Origin of the sequence: Streptomyces sp. NPDC001714, assembly GCF_042892755.1 — a bacterium.
GTDB lineage: Bacteria > Actinomycetota > Actinomycetes > Streptomycetales > Streptomycetaceae > Streptomyces.
On sequence record NZ_JBIAUL010000022.1, the window covers coordinates 42,514 to 56,819 of the forward strand.

Sequence of the window (14,306 nt, forward strand, 5' to 3'; positions counted from 1 at the left end):
TCTACTGCCCGCTCTCGGAGTTGAGGTCGTCGATCTTCTTCCCGACCCCGGTCAGACCGCTCGCTGCGCTGCTCACCTTGCCCTGCTCGTAGTCGAGGAGGAACGCGCGCCAGGTGTCCATGTCCTCGATGCCGGCCGGGGTGAGCGTCTTGTAGGTGGAGTTCTTGTTCTCGAAGACGTCGACGAACGGCTTCCAGTGCGGGTCGTTCCGCTTGTCCCAGGCCTTGAGCGCGGCGAACGTGGTCGGGATGTTGTAGACCGTGTCCGCGAGGGTGTTCAGGAAGGTCGTGTCGGTGGTGAGCTGCTGGAGCGCGAAGAACGCCTCCTGCTTGTGCCGCGAGCCGGCGGACAGGTAGGCGACCGTGCCGAGCGTGCTGCCCGCGCCGTACGTGCCCGACGTGCCGTCCAGGACCGGCATCGGCACCACGCCGTAGTCGAAGTCCTTCTTCTCCGAGGCGATCTCACCGACGTGCCACTCGCCGTCGTACTCCATGGCCGCGGCACCGGTCAGCAGCGGGTTGCCGGCGTCGTCGGCGTGCGGCTGGTAACGGCCCACGAACTTCTGGACGTCGGCCTCGCCGTAGTAGCCGATCAGGTCCTTGTCCCACGCCAGCAGTTGCTGCCACTTGGCGTCGGAGGCGAAGGTGGTCTTCCCGTCCTTGCCGTAGAACTCGGTCCCGCTGTGCGCGCCGGTGAACAGGTACCGGTTGACGTCGTAGTCGGAGCGGGGCACGAAGCCGTACGTCTTGATGGAGCCGTCCGTGTTCTTGACGGTCAGCTTCTTGGCGTCGGCGGTCAGTTCGGCGAGGGTCTGCGGGGGCTTGGTGATGCCGGCCGCCTTGAACATCTGCTTGTTGTAGTAGAGCGCGAAGGCGTCGGTCAGCAGCGGAAGCGCGCACTGCTTGCCCTCGTAGCGGGTGTAGGCGAGGGTCGCGGCCGGGAAGGTCGTGGCCGTGTCGATCTTCGCGGAGGACAGATAGGGGCCCAGGTCGGCGACCGTGCCGTTGTAACAGAACTTCGCCACGTTGTCGGGCGCGGAGCTGATGAAGACGTCCGGGGGATCGCCCGCGGCGACCGCCTTGGCGTAGGCGGCGTCGTCCTTGTTCGGCACGAACTTCACGGTCAGCCACGGGTACTTGGTGTGCAGCCGGTTCAGGGTCGCCTTGAACGCGGCCACCTCGTTGGGGAGGTGGTTGAAGGTCCAGACGGTGACGGTGGTGGGCTGGTGCGAGGCGCCCGCGGAGATGGCGGTGTCGGGTTGTGACGACGAGGGCCCGGTGGACGTGCAGCCGGCCAGCAGCAGCACTCCGGCGGCCGCGGCGGACACGGCCCCGGTGATAGGTTTGAACACTGATCGTCCTTCCTCGGAGACGGGATTCCCTGGGTGACGGATCGGTCGTCGGTCGACGGGCACGGCAATGCCCGGTGACCTGAAGCGGCGGCGCTGTCCGGCAAGACGGCGTCGCCGCGGTGTCTCTCAGGACAGAGCCGAGGGCTCGGCCTGGGGGACGGGGGTGGTGGCGGCGGCGAAGGCGGTCTCGCGGGCCAGCTTCGCCGACATGGTGGTCGCTCCGGTGAGCACGGCGTCCTGGCCGAGCCCGGAGGCGACGATGGGCGGCCGGAACGTACTGAAATCGGCCAGGTGGCGGGCGACGGGCTCGAGCAGCAGATCGCCGTTGGCGCCGATGGCGCCGCCCAGCACGATCAGCGCCGGGTCGATCAGGGGGACGACACAGGCCACCACGTAGGCGACGCTGCGGGCGGTGTCGTCCACGATCTCCAGCGCGCCGGGGTCGCCGGCGCGGGCGAGTTCGAAGACGGTGAGCGGACTGCCGTCGCCCGGCAGGCCCAGCCGGCGGGCCTCGGCGCTGATGTGGCGGGCGCCCAGGTGTTCCTGTACCGGATCCCGGCGCTGCCCCACCGGCGCGATCATGCGGTCGCTCGGCAGGTAGCCGGCCTCACCCGCGACGCCCGTGGCGCCCCTCCGGACCCGGCCGTCCACCACCAGCCCGAGACCGAGCCCGACGCCCAGGCTGACCAGGACGAAGTCGTCGGTCTCGGTGCCGAGGCCATGGGTGCGCTCGGCCAGCGCCGCGAGATTCACGTCGTTCTCCAGGACCAGGGGTACGGGGATCGCCCGGCCGAGCGCCTCGCCCAGTCCGCTCCCCGCGTCGGGCAGCCCGGTGGTGTACGACAGCTGACGTCCGTCGGGGCCGACCGCGGCCGGCAGCCCGGCGACGACCTGGGTGATCTCCCCGAGCTCCCGGCCGACCTGCCCGGCCAGGTCCACGCACATGTCCAGGATCTGCCCGACGAACGCCTCGGCGCCCCGCTCCCCGTGCTGCTCGCACTCGGCACGTGCCCGCACCCGGCCCGTGACGTCGGCGACCGCGGCACGGATCCTGCGGTGCCCGACGTCCACGCCGATCGCGAAGGCGCAGTCGGCGTTCACCCCGTACTGCGCGGGCGCCGGACCCTTGCGGCCGGTCACCGGGCCCACCTCGGTGATGACCCCGCGCTCCAGCAGCAGGCCGACCGCGGCGGCGACCGTCGGCCGGGAGAGCGGGATCCGCCCCGCCAGATCGGTGGTCGTGACAGGGCCCGCCTCGTCGATCGCCTCCAGGACGGCACGGCCGTTGAGCGAACGCAGCAGCCGCTGCGGACCTGCTGGATAACGGCGGGTCACGGTGCCCTCATCTCGCCATCGACGGCCTGTGCGAAAGGCCTGCAAGCGTCTGTAAGAAAGAAAGTTGCTTATTTATACGCTCGGACCCTGGCGGGAAACAACCCTTCGGGCGCGATCACCGGATCCCCCGGACTCGTCGAGCCCTCTCAGCAAGGGGACGAGTGGAGGTTCACAGTGCGCGAGCCAGTCCCCCGCCCGGTGCTGGCGCGGTCAGGTCGTCGTCGTGCGGCGATGCGCCGGGGCTCTCGGCGGTGGCCGAGAGGATGGACTGCTGGAGGCGGCGCAGGCGCGCCGACGGCTCCAGTCCCAGGTCCTTGACGAGGAGGGTGCGCAGCTGCCGGTAGACGAGGAGGGCCTCGCCGCGTCGGCCGGAGCGGTAGAGGGCGAGCATGAACTGCGCGTGCAGGTTCTCGTGGGAGCGGTAGCGGCTGGTCAGGACGGTGAGTTCGGCGAGCAGTTCGCGGTGCCGGCCGAGCCGGAGGTCTGCCTCGATGCGCACGTCCAGCGCGCACAGCCGGCTCTCCTCCAGGCGCCGCGCCTCCATGGCGAGGTGGGTCCCGTTGGGTACGTCGGCGAAGGGCGGACCGCTCCACAGGTCCAGCGCCCGGCGCAGCGTGCCGGCCGCGCCGGCGAAGTTCCCGTCGTCCATGGCCCGAAAGCCCTGCTCGCACAGCCGCTCGAACTGCCGGATGTCGCTGCCGCCGTCTCCGGCGGCGAGCAGATAGCCGCCCGGCAGGGTCGTCAGCACGTCCTTCGCGGACCGGGCGGCCGCGCACTCGGAATCCGCGCCCCGGCGCAGCGCCGCCGCGATGAGTTCCCTGAGCTGGAGCACATAGGTCTGCAGGGTGGTGCGGGCGCTGCGGGGTGGAGTGCCCGCCCAGAGCTCCTCCATCAGGGTCGGGACGGGCACGACCCGGTCGGCGTGCAGTGCCAGCAGGGCCAGCAGCTGGCGGGGCTTCGGTGCGGTCGGGGCGATGGAGGCCCCGTTCTCCCTCACGTTCAGTGCACCCAGCAGCCCGATGTCCACACGCGTCTCCCTGACCTTCTCATCTGACACTCCGCCAGTAGAAAACAGCATGAACGGTCTGTCAACAGACTGCCGACCAGACCGTTTCCGGAAACCTGCCGGAGAACGACCGCAGGTGTGCGCTTCGCCCTCTCCGGTTGCCGAAGTCGCAGCGTAAAGCCACTACTTCGGCAACCGGAGGGGCGGTTCACCGTCGGCCCGATCCCTGGAAACGGTCACGGATTCAGGCTGAATCCCGCCCTCACTGGGCGCCACAAAAGGACCATCCGGTCGGTTACTTGGCCGTCGCCCAGGTCAGGTGTCCTGCCCGCCGGTGCCGATGGGAACGGCGAGGAGCACGATGCCGAGCGCCAGGACCGCCAGTCCGCACCAGGAGACAGCCGGCAGACGCTCGCCCAGGACCGTGACTCCCAGGACCGCGGCCACGGCCGGCTCGGCCGGCGTCAGGGTCGTCGCGGCCTGGGGAGTGGCGTGGCGCAGGCCGTGCCCGAACAGGCGGTAGCAGAGGAAGGTGGTGATCACCCCCAGGTACAGCACGATCAGCGCGGCTCGCGCCGTCAGCAGCCCGCCGACGGCGCCCCACACCACAACCGGCAGCACCAGCAGTCCCGCTCCTGCGAACATCACGCCCATCACGGCGCCGGAGGCATGTCCGCAGGCGATGAGCTGCCCGCCGGCCAGGGCGTACACGGCGTACGACAGGCCCGCGAGCCCTGCCAGCAGGACGCCGACGACGTCCACGGGGGCGCCGTCACCGGCGAGTTGCGGACCGAGGACCAGCACCGTGCAGCCGAGGACGGCCGCCGCGGTCGCGGTGGCCCAGCGGGCCGAGGGTCGCGACCGGCGGGTGAACCAGGCCAGGAGGCCTGCGAGGACGGGGGCGCCGCCGAGCGCGATCACGGTGGCCACGGCGACGCCCGTACGCGCCACGGCGGGATAGAAGGCGAGCGGGTACCTGGCCACCGCGAGGGCGCCCACGGCCAGCAGCCGGCGTTCGCCACCGGTGCAGATCCCGGGCAGGGAGCGACTGCCGGGTGCGGTCAGGAACAGGAGCACGCCGCCGAGGGCCAGGCCGGCGGCGCCGATGGCGGCGGCCGGGATCCCGGCGGGGGCGAGGGAACCGGCGGTACCGGTGGTGCCCCACAGCACGGCGGCCGTGAGGATCGGGAGCGGACCGGTGAACCGGCCGGAGTGGCGGCTACGCGAGCGTGCGTCGGCAGCGCCGCCCGGCGCACGGGAAGACGGGGATGAGGTGTCGTTCGGCGCAGTCGTGGACTTCCGTCGTCGAATACCGTCTGCGGACTGGTTTCGATACGGGCGCACGACACGTGCCCCTGGCCGCCTCGAAGGCAGGGCCCGGAGCGTGGCTTCGAACCGACAGCGGGTGCGCCCGTCAGGCGCAGAGCGGCGGCAGAACGACGTGCCAGTAGGTGTTCACGGGGCGACCGTACAGGGGCCGCCACCGGGACCTGGCCGGCGCGGTCTCCGGTCGGCGCGCGAACCCCTGATCCGCCGCAGTCGGCACGGCTGCTCCCCCGCCTCGGCACGGCCGCCGTCGCCGACCGTTCCTGTCGGTCTCTTGATCGTCGGCATCCGTCCACCGCACGTCGATGACATGGTCGACGTCACTTGTCGTATGGTTCGACCAAGTTTTGGCCAACGTGCGTCGATATCGTTTCCCGGTGCCTGGCCGTGGGACAGACTCACCCGCGGAGGGGGGACGAGCACGGCCGTTTCACGCCGGCCGTGCCATCCCGCAGTGTCGCGTCGCCCAGGGGAAGGCGACGAGCAGACCAGCGGAGGAATGCATGACGCAGTCGCTTCCGGGGCAGCGCCCTGCCCAGGAGCAGGCTTTCACCGGGCACGGGCGGCCACCCGTCGTGGTGATCGGCGCCGGGCCGTACGGCCTTTCGGTGGCCGCCCACTTGCGGGCGGCGGGGGCGCCGGTGCGTGTCTTCGGTGACGTGATGGGCAGTTGGCGGCACGCCATGGCCACCGGGATGTACCTGAAATCGACGCCGGACGCGACCGACCTGTCGGCTCCCGAGCCCGGCGGCCGGCTGGCGGACTTCCGGCGCGCGCACAGCGAACCGGAACTGACCGAGCTGACACCGATCCCGTGCGACGTCTTCGTCCGGTACGGGCAGTGGTTCCAGAAGCGGTACGTCGGCGAGGTCGAGCCGGCCCGGGTGACGGCGGTCGAGCGGCCGGCGGAGGGGCCCGGCTTCGTCGTCGGACTGGACGACGGGAAGGAGATGGCGGCCTCGGCCGTCGTGGTGGCGACCGGGCTGAACGGTCTCGCCCATGTCCCGGCCGAGTTGCGGCAGCTCGCGCCCGAGGGGCCGGGTCCGCGGGCACGTGTGTCGCACACCAGCCACCACACGGATCTGTCCGTGTACGCGGGACGGCGGGTGGCCGTCGTCGGCGGTGGTCAGTCCGCGCTGGAGAGCGCCGCGCTGCTGCACGAGGCGGGTGCCGAGGCTCAGGTCCTGGTGCGGGAACGGAGGGTGCTGTGGGGCATGACGCCCGAGCTGGCCCGGCCCTGGACGCAGCGGGTGGCCAAGCCGGCCTCGCCGCTCGGCGCGGGCTGGATCCTGGCCGGTGTCTGCGCGTCACCCGGTGCTGTGCGGTGGCTGCCCGCGGCGGCCCGGCTGCTGCTGTTCCGGCGGGCGCTCGGCCCGTCGGGCGGCTGGTGGCTGCGGGACCGGGTGATGGGGGTCGTACCGGTGCACACCTCGCGCCGGATCACGGGTGCCGTGGTCCAGGGGCCGGAGGTGCGCCTGGATGTCGCAGGCCCCGGGGGCGAGCGCGAGTCCCTCGCGGTCGACCATGTGCTGGCGGCCACCGGTTACCGGCTGGACCTGGACGCGCTGCCGTTCCTGTCCCCCACGGTGCGGCGCGCCGTGGCATGCGTGCCGGGTTCGAAGGCGCCCGCGCTGCGGGGGACGTTCGAGTCGTCGGTGCCCGGCCTGTACTTCACCGGTTCGCTCGCGGCCCCGATGTTCGGGCCGATGATGCGGTTCGTGGCGGGCACGGAGTTCGCCGCCGTCCGCATCGCCCGGCACGTCGCGGCCGCCTGAGAGGCCCGTCGGCCGGTTCTGGCGGGCCCGTCAGCCGATCCTGGCGAGCGGGTCCGCCGTACCGGGTGCCGGAGCGTCGTCGGCGCGGGCCGACAGCACCGACTGCCGTATCCGGCCCAGCACGGCCGAGGGTTCCAGGCCCTGGTCGCGCACCAGGGTGGTGCGCAGTCGCCGGTAGGCGTCCAGGGCGTCGCTCCGGCGGCCCGAGCGGTGCAGGGCGAGCATGAGCTGGCCGCACAGGCTCTCGTGGGTGGGGTGCCGGTCGGCCAGCACGGTGAGTTCGGAGATCAGCTCGCGGTGCCGGCCGAGCCGCAGGTCGGCCTCGATGCGCTGGTCCAGCGCGCACAGCCGGCTCTCCTCCAAGGCCCGGACCCGGGTGCGCAGGTGCTCCCCCGCGGTGACGTCGGCCAGGGCCGGCCCCCGCCACAGGTCGAGCGCGGCGCGCAGCAGCCGGGCCGCCTCGCGCTGGTCCCCGGCCTCCCTCGTCCGGTATCCGGTCGCGGCGATCCGCTCGAACTCCCGGACGTCGCTGGTGCCTTCACCGCTGTCGAGCAGATAGCCGCCGGGTACGGTGCGCAGGACCTGCTTGGCGGTGCGCGCGCCCTCGCCGTCCCGGGCCCCTTGCAGCGCCGGGGCGATGAGGTCGCGCAGGTGCATGACGTACGTCTGCAGGATGGAGTGTGCGCTGCGCGGTGGCTGTCGTCCCCAGAGCTCCTCGGTCAGGGTGCCGACGGTCACCGCCCGGTCGGCGTGCAGCGCGAGCACGGCGAGCACCTGGCGCGGCTTGGGCGCGGTCGGGATGATGGAGACGCCGTTCTCCCGCACGTCGAGAGCGCCGAGTACGCCGATGTCCATGCCGTCCCCCTGCTCGTCCGCCACCGTGGGTCGGGCGGGGCGGTTCCTGGGCCCCGAGTCAAAAACGGCGCGGACGGTTTGTCAAACCGAACTCCGGCCGGTTGGCGCGCCGTTGCCCCGAAGCCAGGAGTCGGAGAGCGCGACGCTCTGGAACTGGTCGCTGCGCGCGGCGAGTTGGGGCAGCATCAGGGACCAGAACTGCTCGACGTGCCGGGGTGAGATCCGGCCGCGGTCCTCCGCGGCGAGCACTTCGAAGCCGACCGTCGCGGCGACTATCACGGCGGCCACCCGGTCCGGTGACACCCCGTCGGCCAGCTCCCCCGCGTGCTGCGCTCGCAGCAGCTCTTCGCACACCCAGGCACGCCACCAGCAACCGAAGCCCATGCCGTTCTTGCGGGAGGGATCGACGCTCAGCTTGAATCCGGCGCGGACGACGACGTCGGTGGCGACCGCGGCCAGGACCTCCCGGGTGACCGTGACCAGCAGGTGCAGTGCGGAGGCGGTCGACGGGCGCCGGTCGGCGACCAGTTGCTCGACGGCCCGCCGGGCCGTGCTCTCCACCTCGATCGCGAGGGCGTCCTTGCTGGGAAAGTGGAAGTGCAGCGCTCCGGCGCTCACTCCGGCCCGCCTGCTGATCGCGGGCAGCGAGGACAGCGCGTACCCGTCGGTGGCGAAGATCTCGGCGGCGGCAAGAACGAGGGCCTGCCGGGTTCTGGCCGCCCGAAGCTGCTTGACCATCGCGTCCCCCTGTTGTTCCGGGCGGATCCGGAATTGGACGGTCCGATTCCCCCTGGCCTGCGGCATTGCGATTCGAGAACCCTAGCAAACAGCATGATTGGTAGGTTTGTCGGCGTTCAGGACTCGGCCGGACGGCCACGGCTGTACTCGCTCGCGGCCGGATACGCCGACTGCGGCACGTAACAAACCAGGCAGATGGTTTGGTTCGAGGCTGGTCAGGCCTCGGCGGGCACCGGCGATTCCTGCCGACGGCGCTCGGCTTCCTCGATGACCCGGGCACCCCGGTCGGGCGCGGTGTCCAGCCGGATCAGGGCGGCGGGAGTGGCTATGGCCGGCAGTACGTGGTTGTAGAGGACGGAGATCCGGTCGTTGAGATCGGTCCAGTCGGAGACCACCTCCGACATGAACTGGGTCCCGATCCAGGCCCCTAGGAAGCACTCGGCGGTCTCGCGCGGTGTGACGTGCGGCAGCACTTCGCCGCGCTCCTTGGCCTCCACGAGCTTGTCCGTCACCAGTTCGGTCCAGGCGGGCCAGGCGCTGCCGAACAGGGAGCGCCCCTGGAGGTCGGCGGAGAGCCGTATGCCGGCGAGGAGAATGACCTCCTTGGGGATCCGGTGGGCCAGCGTCATGCCGATGTCCACCCACTCCTGGAGCTTCAGCTCGCGCGGCAGCCAGTAGTCGTCGCTGATCTGGGCGTTGATCACGCCTCGCGCGAGGGCTTCCTTGGAGTCGAAGTGGAAGTACAGGGCACCCTTGGTGACTCCGGCCCGCTCGAGGATCTCGGAGATCGTGGCTGCCGTGTAGCCGCGCTCCGCGAAGACCGCGGCGGCGGCCTCGACAACAGCGCGTCGGGTCCGAATCGCACGCTCCTGACGCGCCATGGGGACCCCTCCTCGGTCAAAACAAAACCGGACGTGACGTACCTTACCCCAATCGGGGGTCGGCATTTCGGCCGCACGGGACCGATTCCCGGTCGGTCCCGCCGCTGTCCCGATCCGGAGCCGGAGCGTCGGTGCGGGACCTGTCGGGAAGTTCACCAGGCGGTGCGCCCGTCGTCCACGGTCAGTGTGGCACCCGTGACGAAGCTCGTCTGTCACCGCATGGCCGGGCGGCGGTCTGCGCGACCTCCTCGGGTGGGCGGCACGGGCCTGCGGGGCGCGGCTGCAGGCGTGCACCTCGTTGGCGGGGGAACCTCGAACCAGTCGTCGACCACACCTTTTCGCCGTCGCGGGCGGTGCGGACGACGGTCGCCCCTGCCGGGCGAACACCCGGGCCGCAGCGTCCCCCGATGCCGCCGCCCGCGCCGGTGATCAGCCGGCGAGGGAGTCGGCGTCCTGCCAGACGGTGCCGAGCGCGGCCTCGCGGTCGAGGGTGCGCAGGCGCTCCTCGTCGATCTCGGCGAGGCCGCCGACCAGGTGCCGGACGCCGAGTTCGCGCATCAGCTCCCGCTGGAAGCCGTGTTCGAAGGTGCTGGGGCGGCCCACGAAGGGCACGTCCAGCTCTCTGGCGTGACCGGCGAAACGGGCGACGTCGTCGATGAAGAGGACCTGGTGGTAGTCGAGGCCGAAGCGGTCCCGGACGATCTCCCGGATGCCGGGGCGGAAGTCGTCGGTGCAGACGTAGTGCGGGGCGGTGAACAGGTGCTCCCAGGCGCCCAGATGACGACGGAAGTGGGACTCGTCGAGGCCGCCGTAACAGATGACGTCCAGGCCGAGGCCGCGCAGCCGGTGCAGGAGTTCCTCGGCACCGTCGAGGATGTGCACGGGATGGTCGCGCACGTAGTGTTCGCGTTCGGCGAAGTAGTCGGCGATGGCCTCCTGCTCGCTCACCGTGGCACCGGTCTCCTCCAGCAGCACCTTCGCGGCCGCGAGCCGGGACTGCGAAAAGAGCCGCTGCTCCAGCTCCCGGGTGTACACGCCGCCGTACTTGAGGACGAGCCGGTGCAGGACGGGACTGAAGCTGTCGTTGAGCAGGACGCCGTCGATGTTGACGGCGGCGAGGCGCAGGGTGCGCAGTGGTTCCATCCGGGTCTCCCTCTCGCAGTCCGTTCGACAATCATGCAGGGGCTGCCGAAGTGAGGTGGGGTTCAGATGCCGCGACGGGCGAGCCGACTCCTGGGGAGGTGGCCAAAAGAGACCGTTGGACAGGTTTCCACGACAGCGGTACGGACCCCGGTGCCATCGACAACAACTCGTCGACATCTGCCATTTAGTCCGTTTTTCGCCGTGCCTTCAGCGTGGTTGAGCGCAAAAATACTTGGCCAAACCACTACTGAGCGGAGTCATGCATGGATCGAGTCGAACCACGCTTGGTGAATCCTTTACCTAGTGGCCGACCCGAGAAAACCGGTAGGTCCGTATCTTATAGGCGTCGAACAGAGCTTCAAGCCAACGAAGAGCTTTCCGACGGGGGGTCGTCGATGAGTCTGTCCGCCAGCGAGATCGGAGTCGCTCTGCCCGTACTGCCTCGGCTGACCACCACGGTTCCCAAGGAGTACGTCCACCGCGCGTCCCTCGCCGAGGTGTTCCTCACCGGCTGCACCGCCCAGGACGACGGACTGCGGTTCTCCCTCACCGGACAGTGGCCCCGCGCCCACACGTTCTTCAACAGCGCCGACGGTTCGAGCCATGACCCGCTCCAGGCCGCAGAGACGTTTCGGCAGGCCGGCATGTTCGTGACGCACGCGGAGCACGGCGTACCGCTCGGCCATCACTTCGTGCTGTGGTCGCTCAGTTGCCACACCGATCTGGAGCGGCTGCGGATCGCCTCCCGCCCCACCGACTTCGAACTCGACGTGTCCTGCCCGGACTCCGCACCGCGCGGCCGGGCGTCCGCGCGCCGGATGGGCATCGGGTTCACCCTGCGACGGGACGGCGTGCCCGTGGCCCACGGGGAGGGGCAGTACTCCATCGTCACGCCCCCGGTCTATTCCCGGCTGCGCGCCAACCGCCCCGAGCGGCAAGGCGTTTTGGACGGTCCGGTCGTCGCGGCCGACCCGATGCCACCGGCGGCCGTGGGCCGCACCTCCCCCGCCGACGTGGTGCTGACGGCCACGGACGCGCCGGACCGGTGGCTGCTCACCCCGGACCTGGACCACCCGATCCTGTTCGACCACGGCGGCGACCACCTGCCCGGCATGGTCCTGATGGAGGGCGCCCGGCAGGCCGCCTGCGCCCGGCTGGCGCCCCGCACGCTGGTCCCGGCGAGCATGTCCACCTCGTTCAATCGCTACGTCGAACTGGACAGCCCCTGCTGGATCGACGTCACGGCCGTGACGGCCAGGGGCGACGGCACGGCGACCGTGGACGTCGTCGGCGTGCAGGACGGCGAGGTCGTCTTCACGTCCACGGTGAGCGGACCGGTCGTCCAGTCCTGATACGAGGCGTGGCCGTGGCACACGGCCGCGGCCGGGCCTCGCGAGGAGCCCGACCGCGGATGTCTCTCACCGGTCAGCGACGGTGGCTGAAGGCATGCCGGTCCTCCGCGGCGGGGTGGGCGACGGCGCGCCGCTCGTCCCCGGGACGGTGAGCGAAGACGTGCCGCTCGTCCGCGTCGCGGCGGTGGTGCATTCCCCAGGAGGCGGAGTCGACGTAGCGCCCGCGGTCGTTGCGCAGCGTGGCGGTGTCGGCGTCGCGGTTCCACACGGAGGAGCGGCGGTCCTGGTACAGGTCCGTCCGGGTGTCCCGGCCCTCCCCGGTGTGCACGCGGACCGTGGCGCCGCCCGCCAGCCGGTAGTGGCGGAAGGTGTAGCTGCGGCCCTCGGCGTCCGACAGCGACCAGCCGCTGAGGTTCACGTCCCGGCGCGAGGTGTTGGTGACGTCCACCCACTCCCGGTTCAGGGCACGGCCGGAGTAGACCGCCCGGCGCTTCAGGTCGTGCCGTACGGCACTGATGACGATCGCGTCGCGGTGCGGCTCCGCGGGGCGGGCGGCGGTCGCCGCGGCCGGCAGGGCCGTGACGCCCACCAGGGCTGCCGCCACGGTGACGGCGGAACCGAGACGGCGGGCGGTCGCGGAAACGGAAACGGACACGTGGTCCCCCTTCGCGGGGTTCGAGCACACTCCAGCCGCGCGCAGCGCGAAGCCGCAGGCCGCGAGGGGTGTGTGGGGCGAGATGGCGACCGGTCGGCCGCGCAGCCACACCCTGCGCCCCCGCCGGGCGCACACCGGGCGACACACGGCGTCTATTACGGATCCTTCGCTTTCCTATGACTCTAGGTTGTAACGTCCATTTATTAGTTGAATGGGTGGATTTGGTGCCTCTTAACCCCCTTACGCCCCGCAGGCAACGGCTTCGGCCGCCATCGACCCCTGGGTGAACAGCGCCTGGCTCACCCGAAAGTGAGTAACAGTCAGCGCCCGATCGGCTCCGGGGAGAAGCCGATCTTCCGGGCGTCACGAGGAATTTCCAAACTGGTTGGTAACAAGGGGGGTTCGGGAGAAAGCGTTTGCCGCTACGTTTTGGCGTGCCTCATTGGCATGCCCACACCCCTCAGCGCACACCTCCCCGTAGGAGACTCCCCCATGCGCAGACTCGTTGCCTGTCTGGCGGCCGCCGTCGCCGCTCTCGGCGGGCTCACGGCGACGGCCACCCCGGCCGCGGCGGCCGGCTCGGGCACGTTCAGCGTGCTCTCGTACAACGTCGCCGGACTCCCGGAAGGCCTGTCGAGCGCGCCCACCCCGCGCGACACCAGCACCACGGAGATCGGCAAACGCATCGCGCCGTACGACATCGTCAACGTCCAGGAGGACTTCAACTACCACGCCTACCTGTACGCCACCGACACCCACCCCTACCGCACCGCCACCAGCGGCGGGGCGGGCATCGGCAGCGGCCTCAACACCGTCTCCGCCTACGACTGGGACGAGGACGACTTCCAGCGCGTCGGCTGGAACTCCTGCCAGATCGACTCGGGCGACTGCCTCACGCCCAAGGGCTTCACCTTCATGCGCGAGCGGCTCGCCGAGGGCGTCTACGTCGACTTCTACAACCTGCACACCAACGCGGGCACGAACGACGGCGACGAGGCCTCCCGGGCCGACAACCTCAGCCAGCTGACCGCCTTCATCAGCACCCACTCGGCGGGCAACGCCGTCGTGGTGATGGGTGACACCAACACCCGGTACACCCGCTCCGCCGACACCATCGCCGAGTTCGCCTCGGCCAACGGGCTCACCGACGCCTGGGTGCAGCTGATCCGCGGCGGCAGCGCGCCGGCCAAGGGCAGCGACGCGCTGGTCTGCGACCAGTCCGGGGCGACCGTGCCCAACACCTGCGAGGTCGTCGACAAGGTCCTGTACCGCAGCAGCAAGCTGGTGAACCTGAACGCGACCTCGTACAACAACGAGCACGCCAAGTTCCTGACGAGCGACGGCCTGATGCTCTCCGACCACGACCCGATCACGGTCGGCTTCTCCTGGTCCGAGAACGCGAACTTCCAGCTGAGCGACCAGTTCGGCGGTCCGCACGGCGACTACTACCAGGACATCGACAAGGTGGCCGCCGGCGCCCGCGCCAGCAGCATCTCGCTGCGCTCCGGCTCCCGCGTCGACCAGGTCGGCGTCACCCTCGCCGACGGCACGACGCTGACCCACGGCGGCACCGGCGGCACGGCCTCCTCGCTGACGCTGGGCGGCAGCGAGTACGTGACGACGGCGTACCTGTGCGAGGGCAAGTACAACAACACCACCCGCATCTTCTACGCGAAGTTCACCACCAACCTGGGCCGCACCCTCGCCGGTGGTACGACGACCTCGGACTGCGTGACCCGCACCGCCCCGTCGGGCTGGCAGATCGCCGGCTTCCACGGCCGGTCCGGTGACGAGCTGGACAAGGTCGGCTTCATCTACACGAAGCGCTGACCGCACCCGGCCGGGCCGGCGGACCGCGCATGGCGTCCGCCGACCCGGCCGGTGCGAGC

12 protein-coding genes are annotated in these 14,306 nt (G+C 70.8%); 3 read left to right on the top strand and 9 right to left on the bottom strand.

The window, feature by feature from the left end; translation table 11 throughout:
* Position 1 precedes the first annotated feature (1 nt).
* The 4 genes from ACFY0P_RS41730 to ACFY0P_RS41745 form a co-directional block, all read right to left on the bottom strand.
* Positions 2 to 1,351 (bottom strand): ABC transporter substrate-binding protein, encoded by a 1,350-nt coding sequence (locus ACFY0P_RS41730; protein WP_388926018.1) that lies wholly within the window; start codon positions 1,349 to 1,351, stop codon positions 2 to 4.
* A 126-nt stretch (positions 1,352 to 1,477) separates the two neighbouring features.
* Positions 1,478 to 2,686 carry an ROK family transcriptional regulator gene (locus ACFY0P_RS41735; RefSeq protein WP_388926021.1) on the bottom strand — a complete coding sequence of 403 codons (1,209 nt, stop codon included), beginning with the start codon at positions 2,684 to 2,686 and terminating at the stop codon, positions 1,478 to 1,480.
* A 169-nt stretch (positions 2,687 to 2,855) separates the two neighbouring features.
* A complete protein-coding gene (locus ACFY0P_RS41740; RefSeq protein ID WP_388926369.1) occupies positions 2,856 to 3,713 on the bottom strand; it encodes a BTAD domain-containing putative transcriptional regulator in 858 nt (285 codons plus the stop codon).
* Between the two features lie 294 nt (positions 3,714 to 4,007).
* Positions 4,008 to 5,003 carry a DMT family transporter gene (locus tag ACFY0P_RS41745; RefSeq protein WP_388926372.1) on the bottom strand — a complete coding sequence of 332 codons (996 nt, stop codon included), beginning with the start codon at positions 5,001 to 5,003 and terminating at the stop codon, positions 4,008 to 4,010.
* Between the two features lie 518 nt (positions 5,004 to 5,521).
* Between ACFY0P_RS41745 and ACFY0P_RS41750 the strand changes: the two genes are divergently transcribed.
* Complete coding sequence (locus ACFY0P_RS41750; protein ID WP_388926024.1) at positions 5,522 to 6,793, top strand: FAD-dependent oxidoreductase; 1,272 nt, start codon at positions 5,522 to 5,524, stop codon at positions 6,791 to 6,793.
* A 30-nt stretch (positions 6,794 to 6,823) separates the two neighbouring features.
* On the opposite strand, the gene ACFY0P_RS41755 is transcribed toward ACFY0P_RS41750, so the two are convergent.
* The 4 genes from ACFY0P_RS41755 to ACFY0P_RS41770 form a co-directional block, all read right to left on the bottom strand.
* Entirely contained in the window at positions 6,824 to 7,648 is an 825-nt protein-coding gene (locus tag ACFY0P_RS41755) for a BTAD domain-containing putative transcriptional regulator (RefSeq protein ID WP_388926027.1), read from the bottom strand.
* Positions 7,649 to 7,729: 81 nt separating this feature from the next.
* A complete protein-coding gene (locus tag ACFY0P_RS41760) occupies positions 7,730 to 8,386 on the bottom strand; it encodes a ScbR family autoregulator-binding transcription factor (protein WP_388926030.1) in 657 nt (218 codons plus the stop codon).
* A 215-nt stretch (positions 8,387 to 8,601) separates the two neighbouring features.
* Complete coding sequence (locus ACFY0P_RS41765) at positions 8,602 to 9,267, bottom strand: ScbR family autoregulator-binding transcription factor (RefSeq protein ID WP_388926033.1); 666 nt, start codon at positions 9,265 to 9,267, stop codon at positions 8,602 to 8,604.
* 429 nt (positions 9,268 to 9,696) lie between these two features.
* The gene (locus tag ACFY0P_RS41770; protein WP_388926036.1) at positions 9,697 to 10,410 is read right to left on the bottom strand and encodes an HAD family phosphatase; all 714 of its coding nucleotides are present in this window, start codon (positions 10,408 to 10,410) and stop codon (positions 9,697 to 9,699) included.
* 395 nt (positions 10,411 to 10,805) lie between these two features.
* Here ACFY0P_RS41770 and ACFY0P_RS41775 point away from each other — a divergent pair, with 395 nt between their 5' ends.
* Positions 10,806 to 11,762, top strand: coding sequence for a ScbA/BarX family gamma-butyrolactone biosynthesis protein (locus tag ACFY0P_RS41775; protein ID WP_388926039.1), 957 nt, complete (start codon positions 10,806 to 10,808; stop codon positions 11,760 to 11,762).
* A 73-nt stretch (positions 11,763 to 11,835) separates the two neighbouring features.
* Here the strand turns inward: ACFY0P_RS41775 and ACFY0P_RS41780 are convergent, their stop codons facing one another.
* Complete coding sequence (locus ACFY0P_RS41780) at positions 11,836 to 12,417, bottom strand: lamin tail domain-containing protein (RefSeq protein WP_388926042.1); 582 nt, start codon at positions 12,415 to 12,417, stop codon at positions 11,836 to 11,838.
* 492 nt (positions 12,418 to 12,909) lie between these two features.
* Here ACFY0P_RS41780 and ACFY0P_RS41785 point away from each other — a divergent pair, with 492 nt between their 5' ends.
* Positions 12,910 to 14,247 carry a jacalin-like lectin gene (locus ACFY0P_RS41785; RefSeq protein WP_388926045.1) on the top strand — a complete coding sequence of 446 codons (1,338 nt, stop codon included), beginning with the start codon at positions 12,910 to 12,912 and terminating at the stop codon, positions 14,245 to 14,247.
* Positions 14,248 to 14,306 lie beyond the last annotated feature (59 nt).

Coding starts and splice junctions, on each gene's coding strand:
- ACFY0P_RS41750 (WP_388926024.1), top strand. CDS start 5,522: ATGACGCAGTCGCTTCCGGGGCAGCGCCCTGCCCAGGAGCAGGCTTTC.
- ACFY0P_RS41755 (WP_388926027.1), bottom strand. CDS start 7,648: ATGGACATCGGCGTACTCGGCGCTCTCGACGTGCGGGAGAACGGCGTC.
- ACFY0P_RS41760 (WP_388926030.1), bottom strand. CDS start 8,386: ATGGTCAAGCAGCTTCGGGCGGCCAGAACCCGGCAGGCCCTCGTTCTT.
- ACFY0P_RS41765 (WP_388926033.1), bottom strand. CDS start 9,267: ATGGCGCGTCAGGAGCGTGCGATTCGGACCCGACGCGCTGTTGTCGAG.
- ACFY0P_RS41770 (WP_388926036.1), bottom strand. CDS start 10,410: ATGGAACCACTGCGCACCCTGCGCCTCGCCGCCGTCAACATCGACGGC.
- ACFY0P_RS41775 (WP_388926039.1), top strand. CDS start 10,806: ATGAGTCTGTCCGCCAGCGAGATCGGAGTCGCTCTGCCCGTACTGCCT.
- ACFY0P_RS41785 (WP_388926045.1), top strand. CDS start 12,910: ATGCGCAGACTCGTTGCCTGTCTGGCGGCCGCCGTCGCCGCTCTCGGC.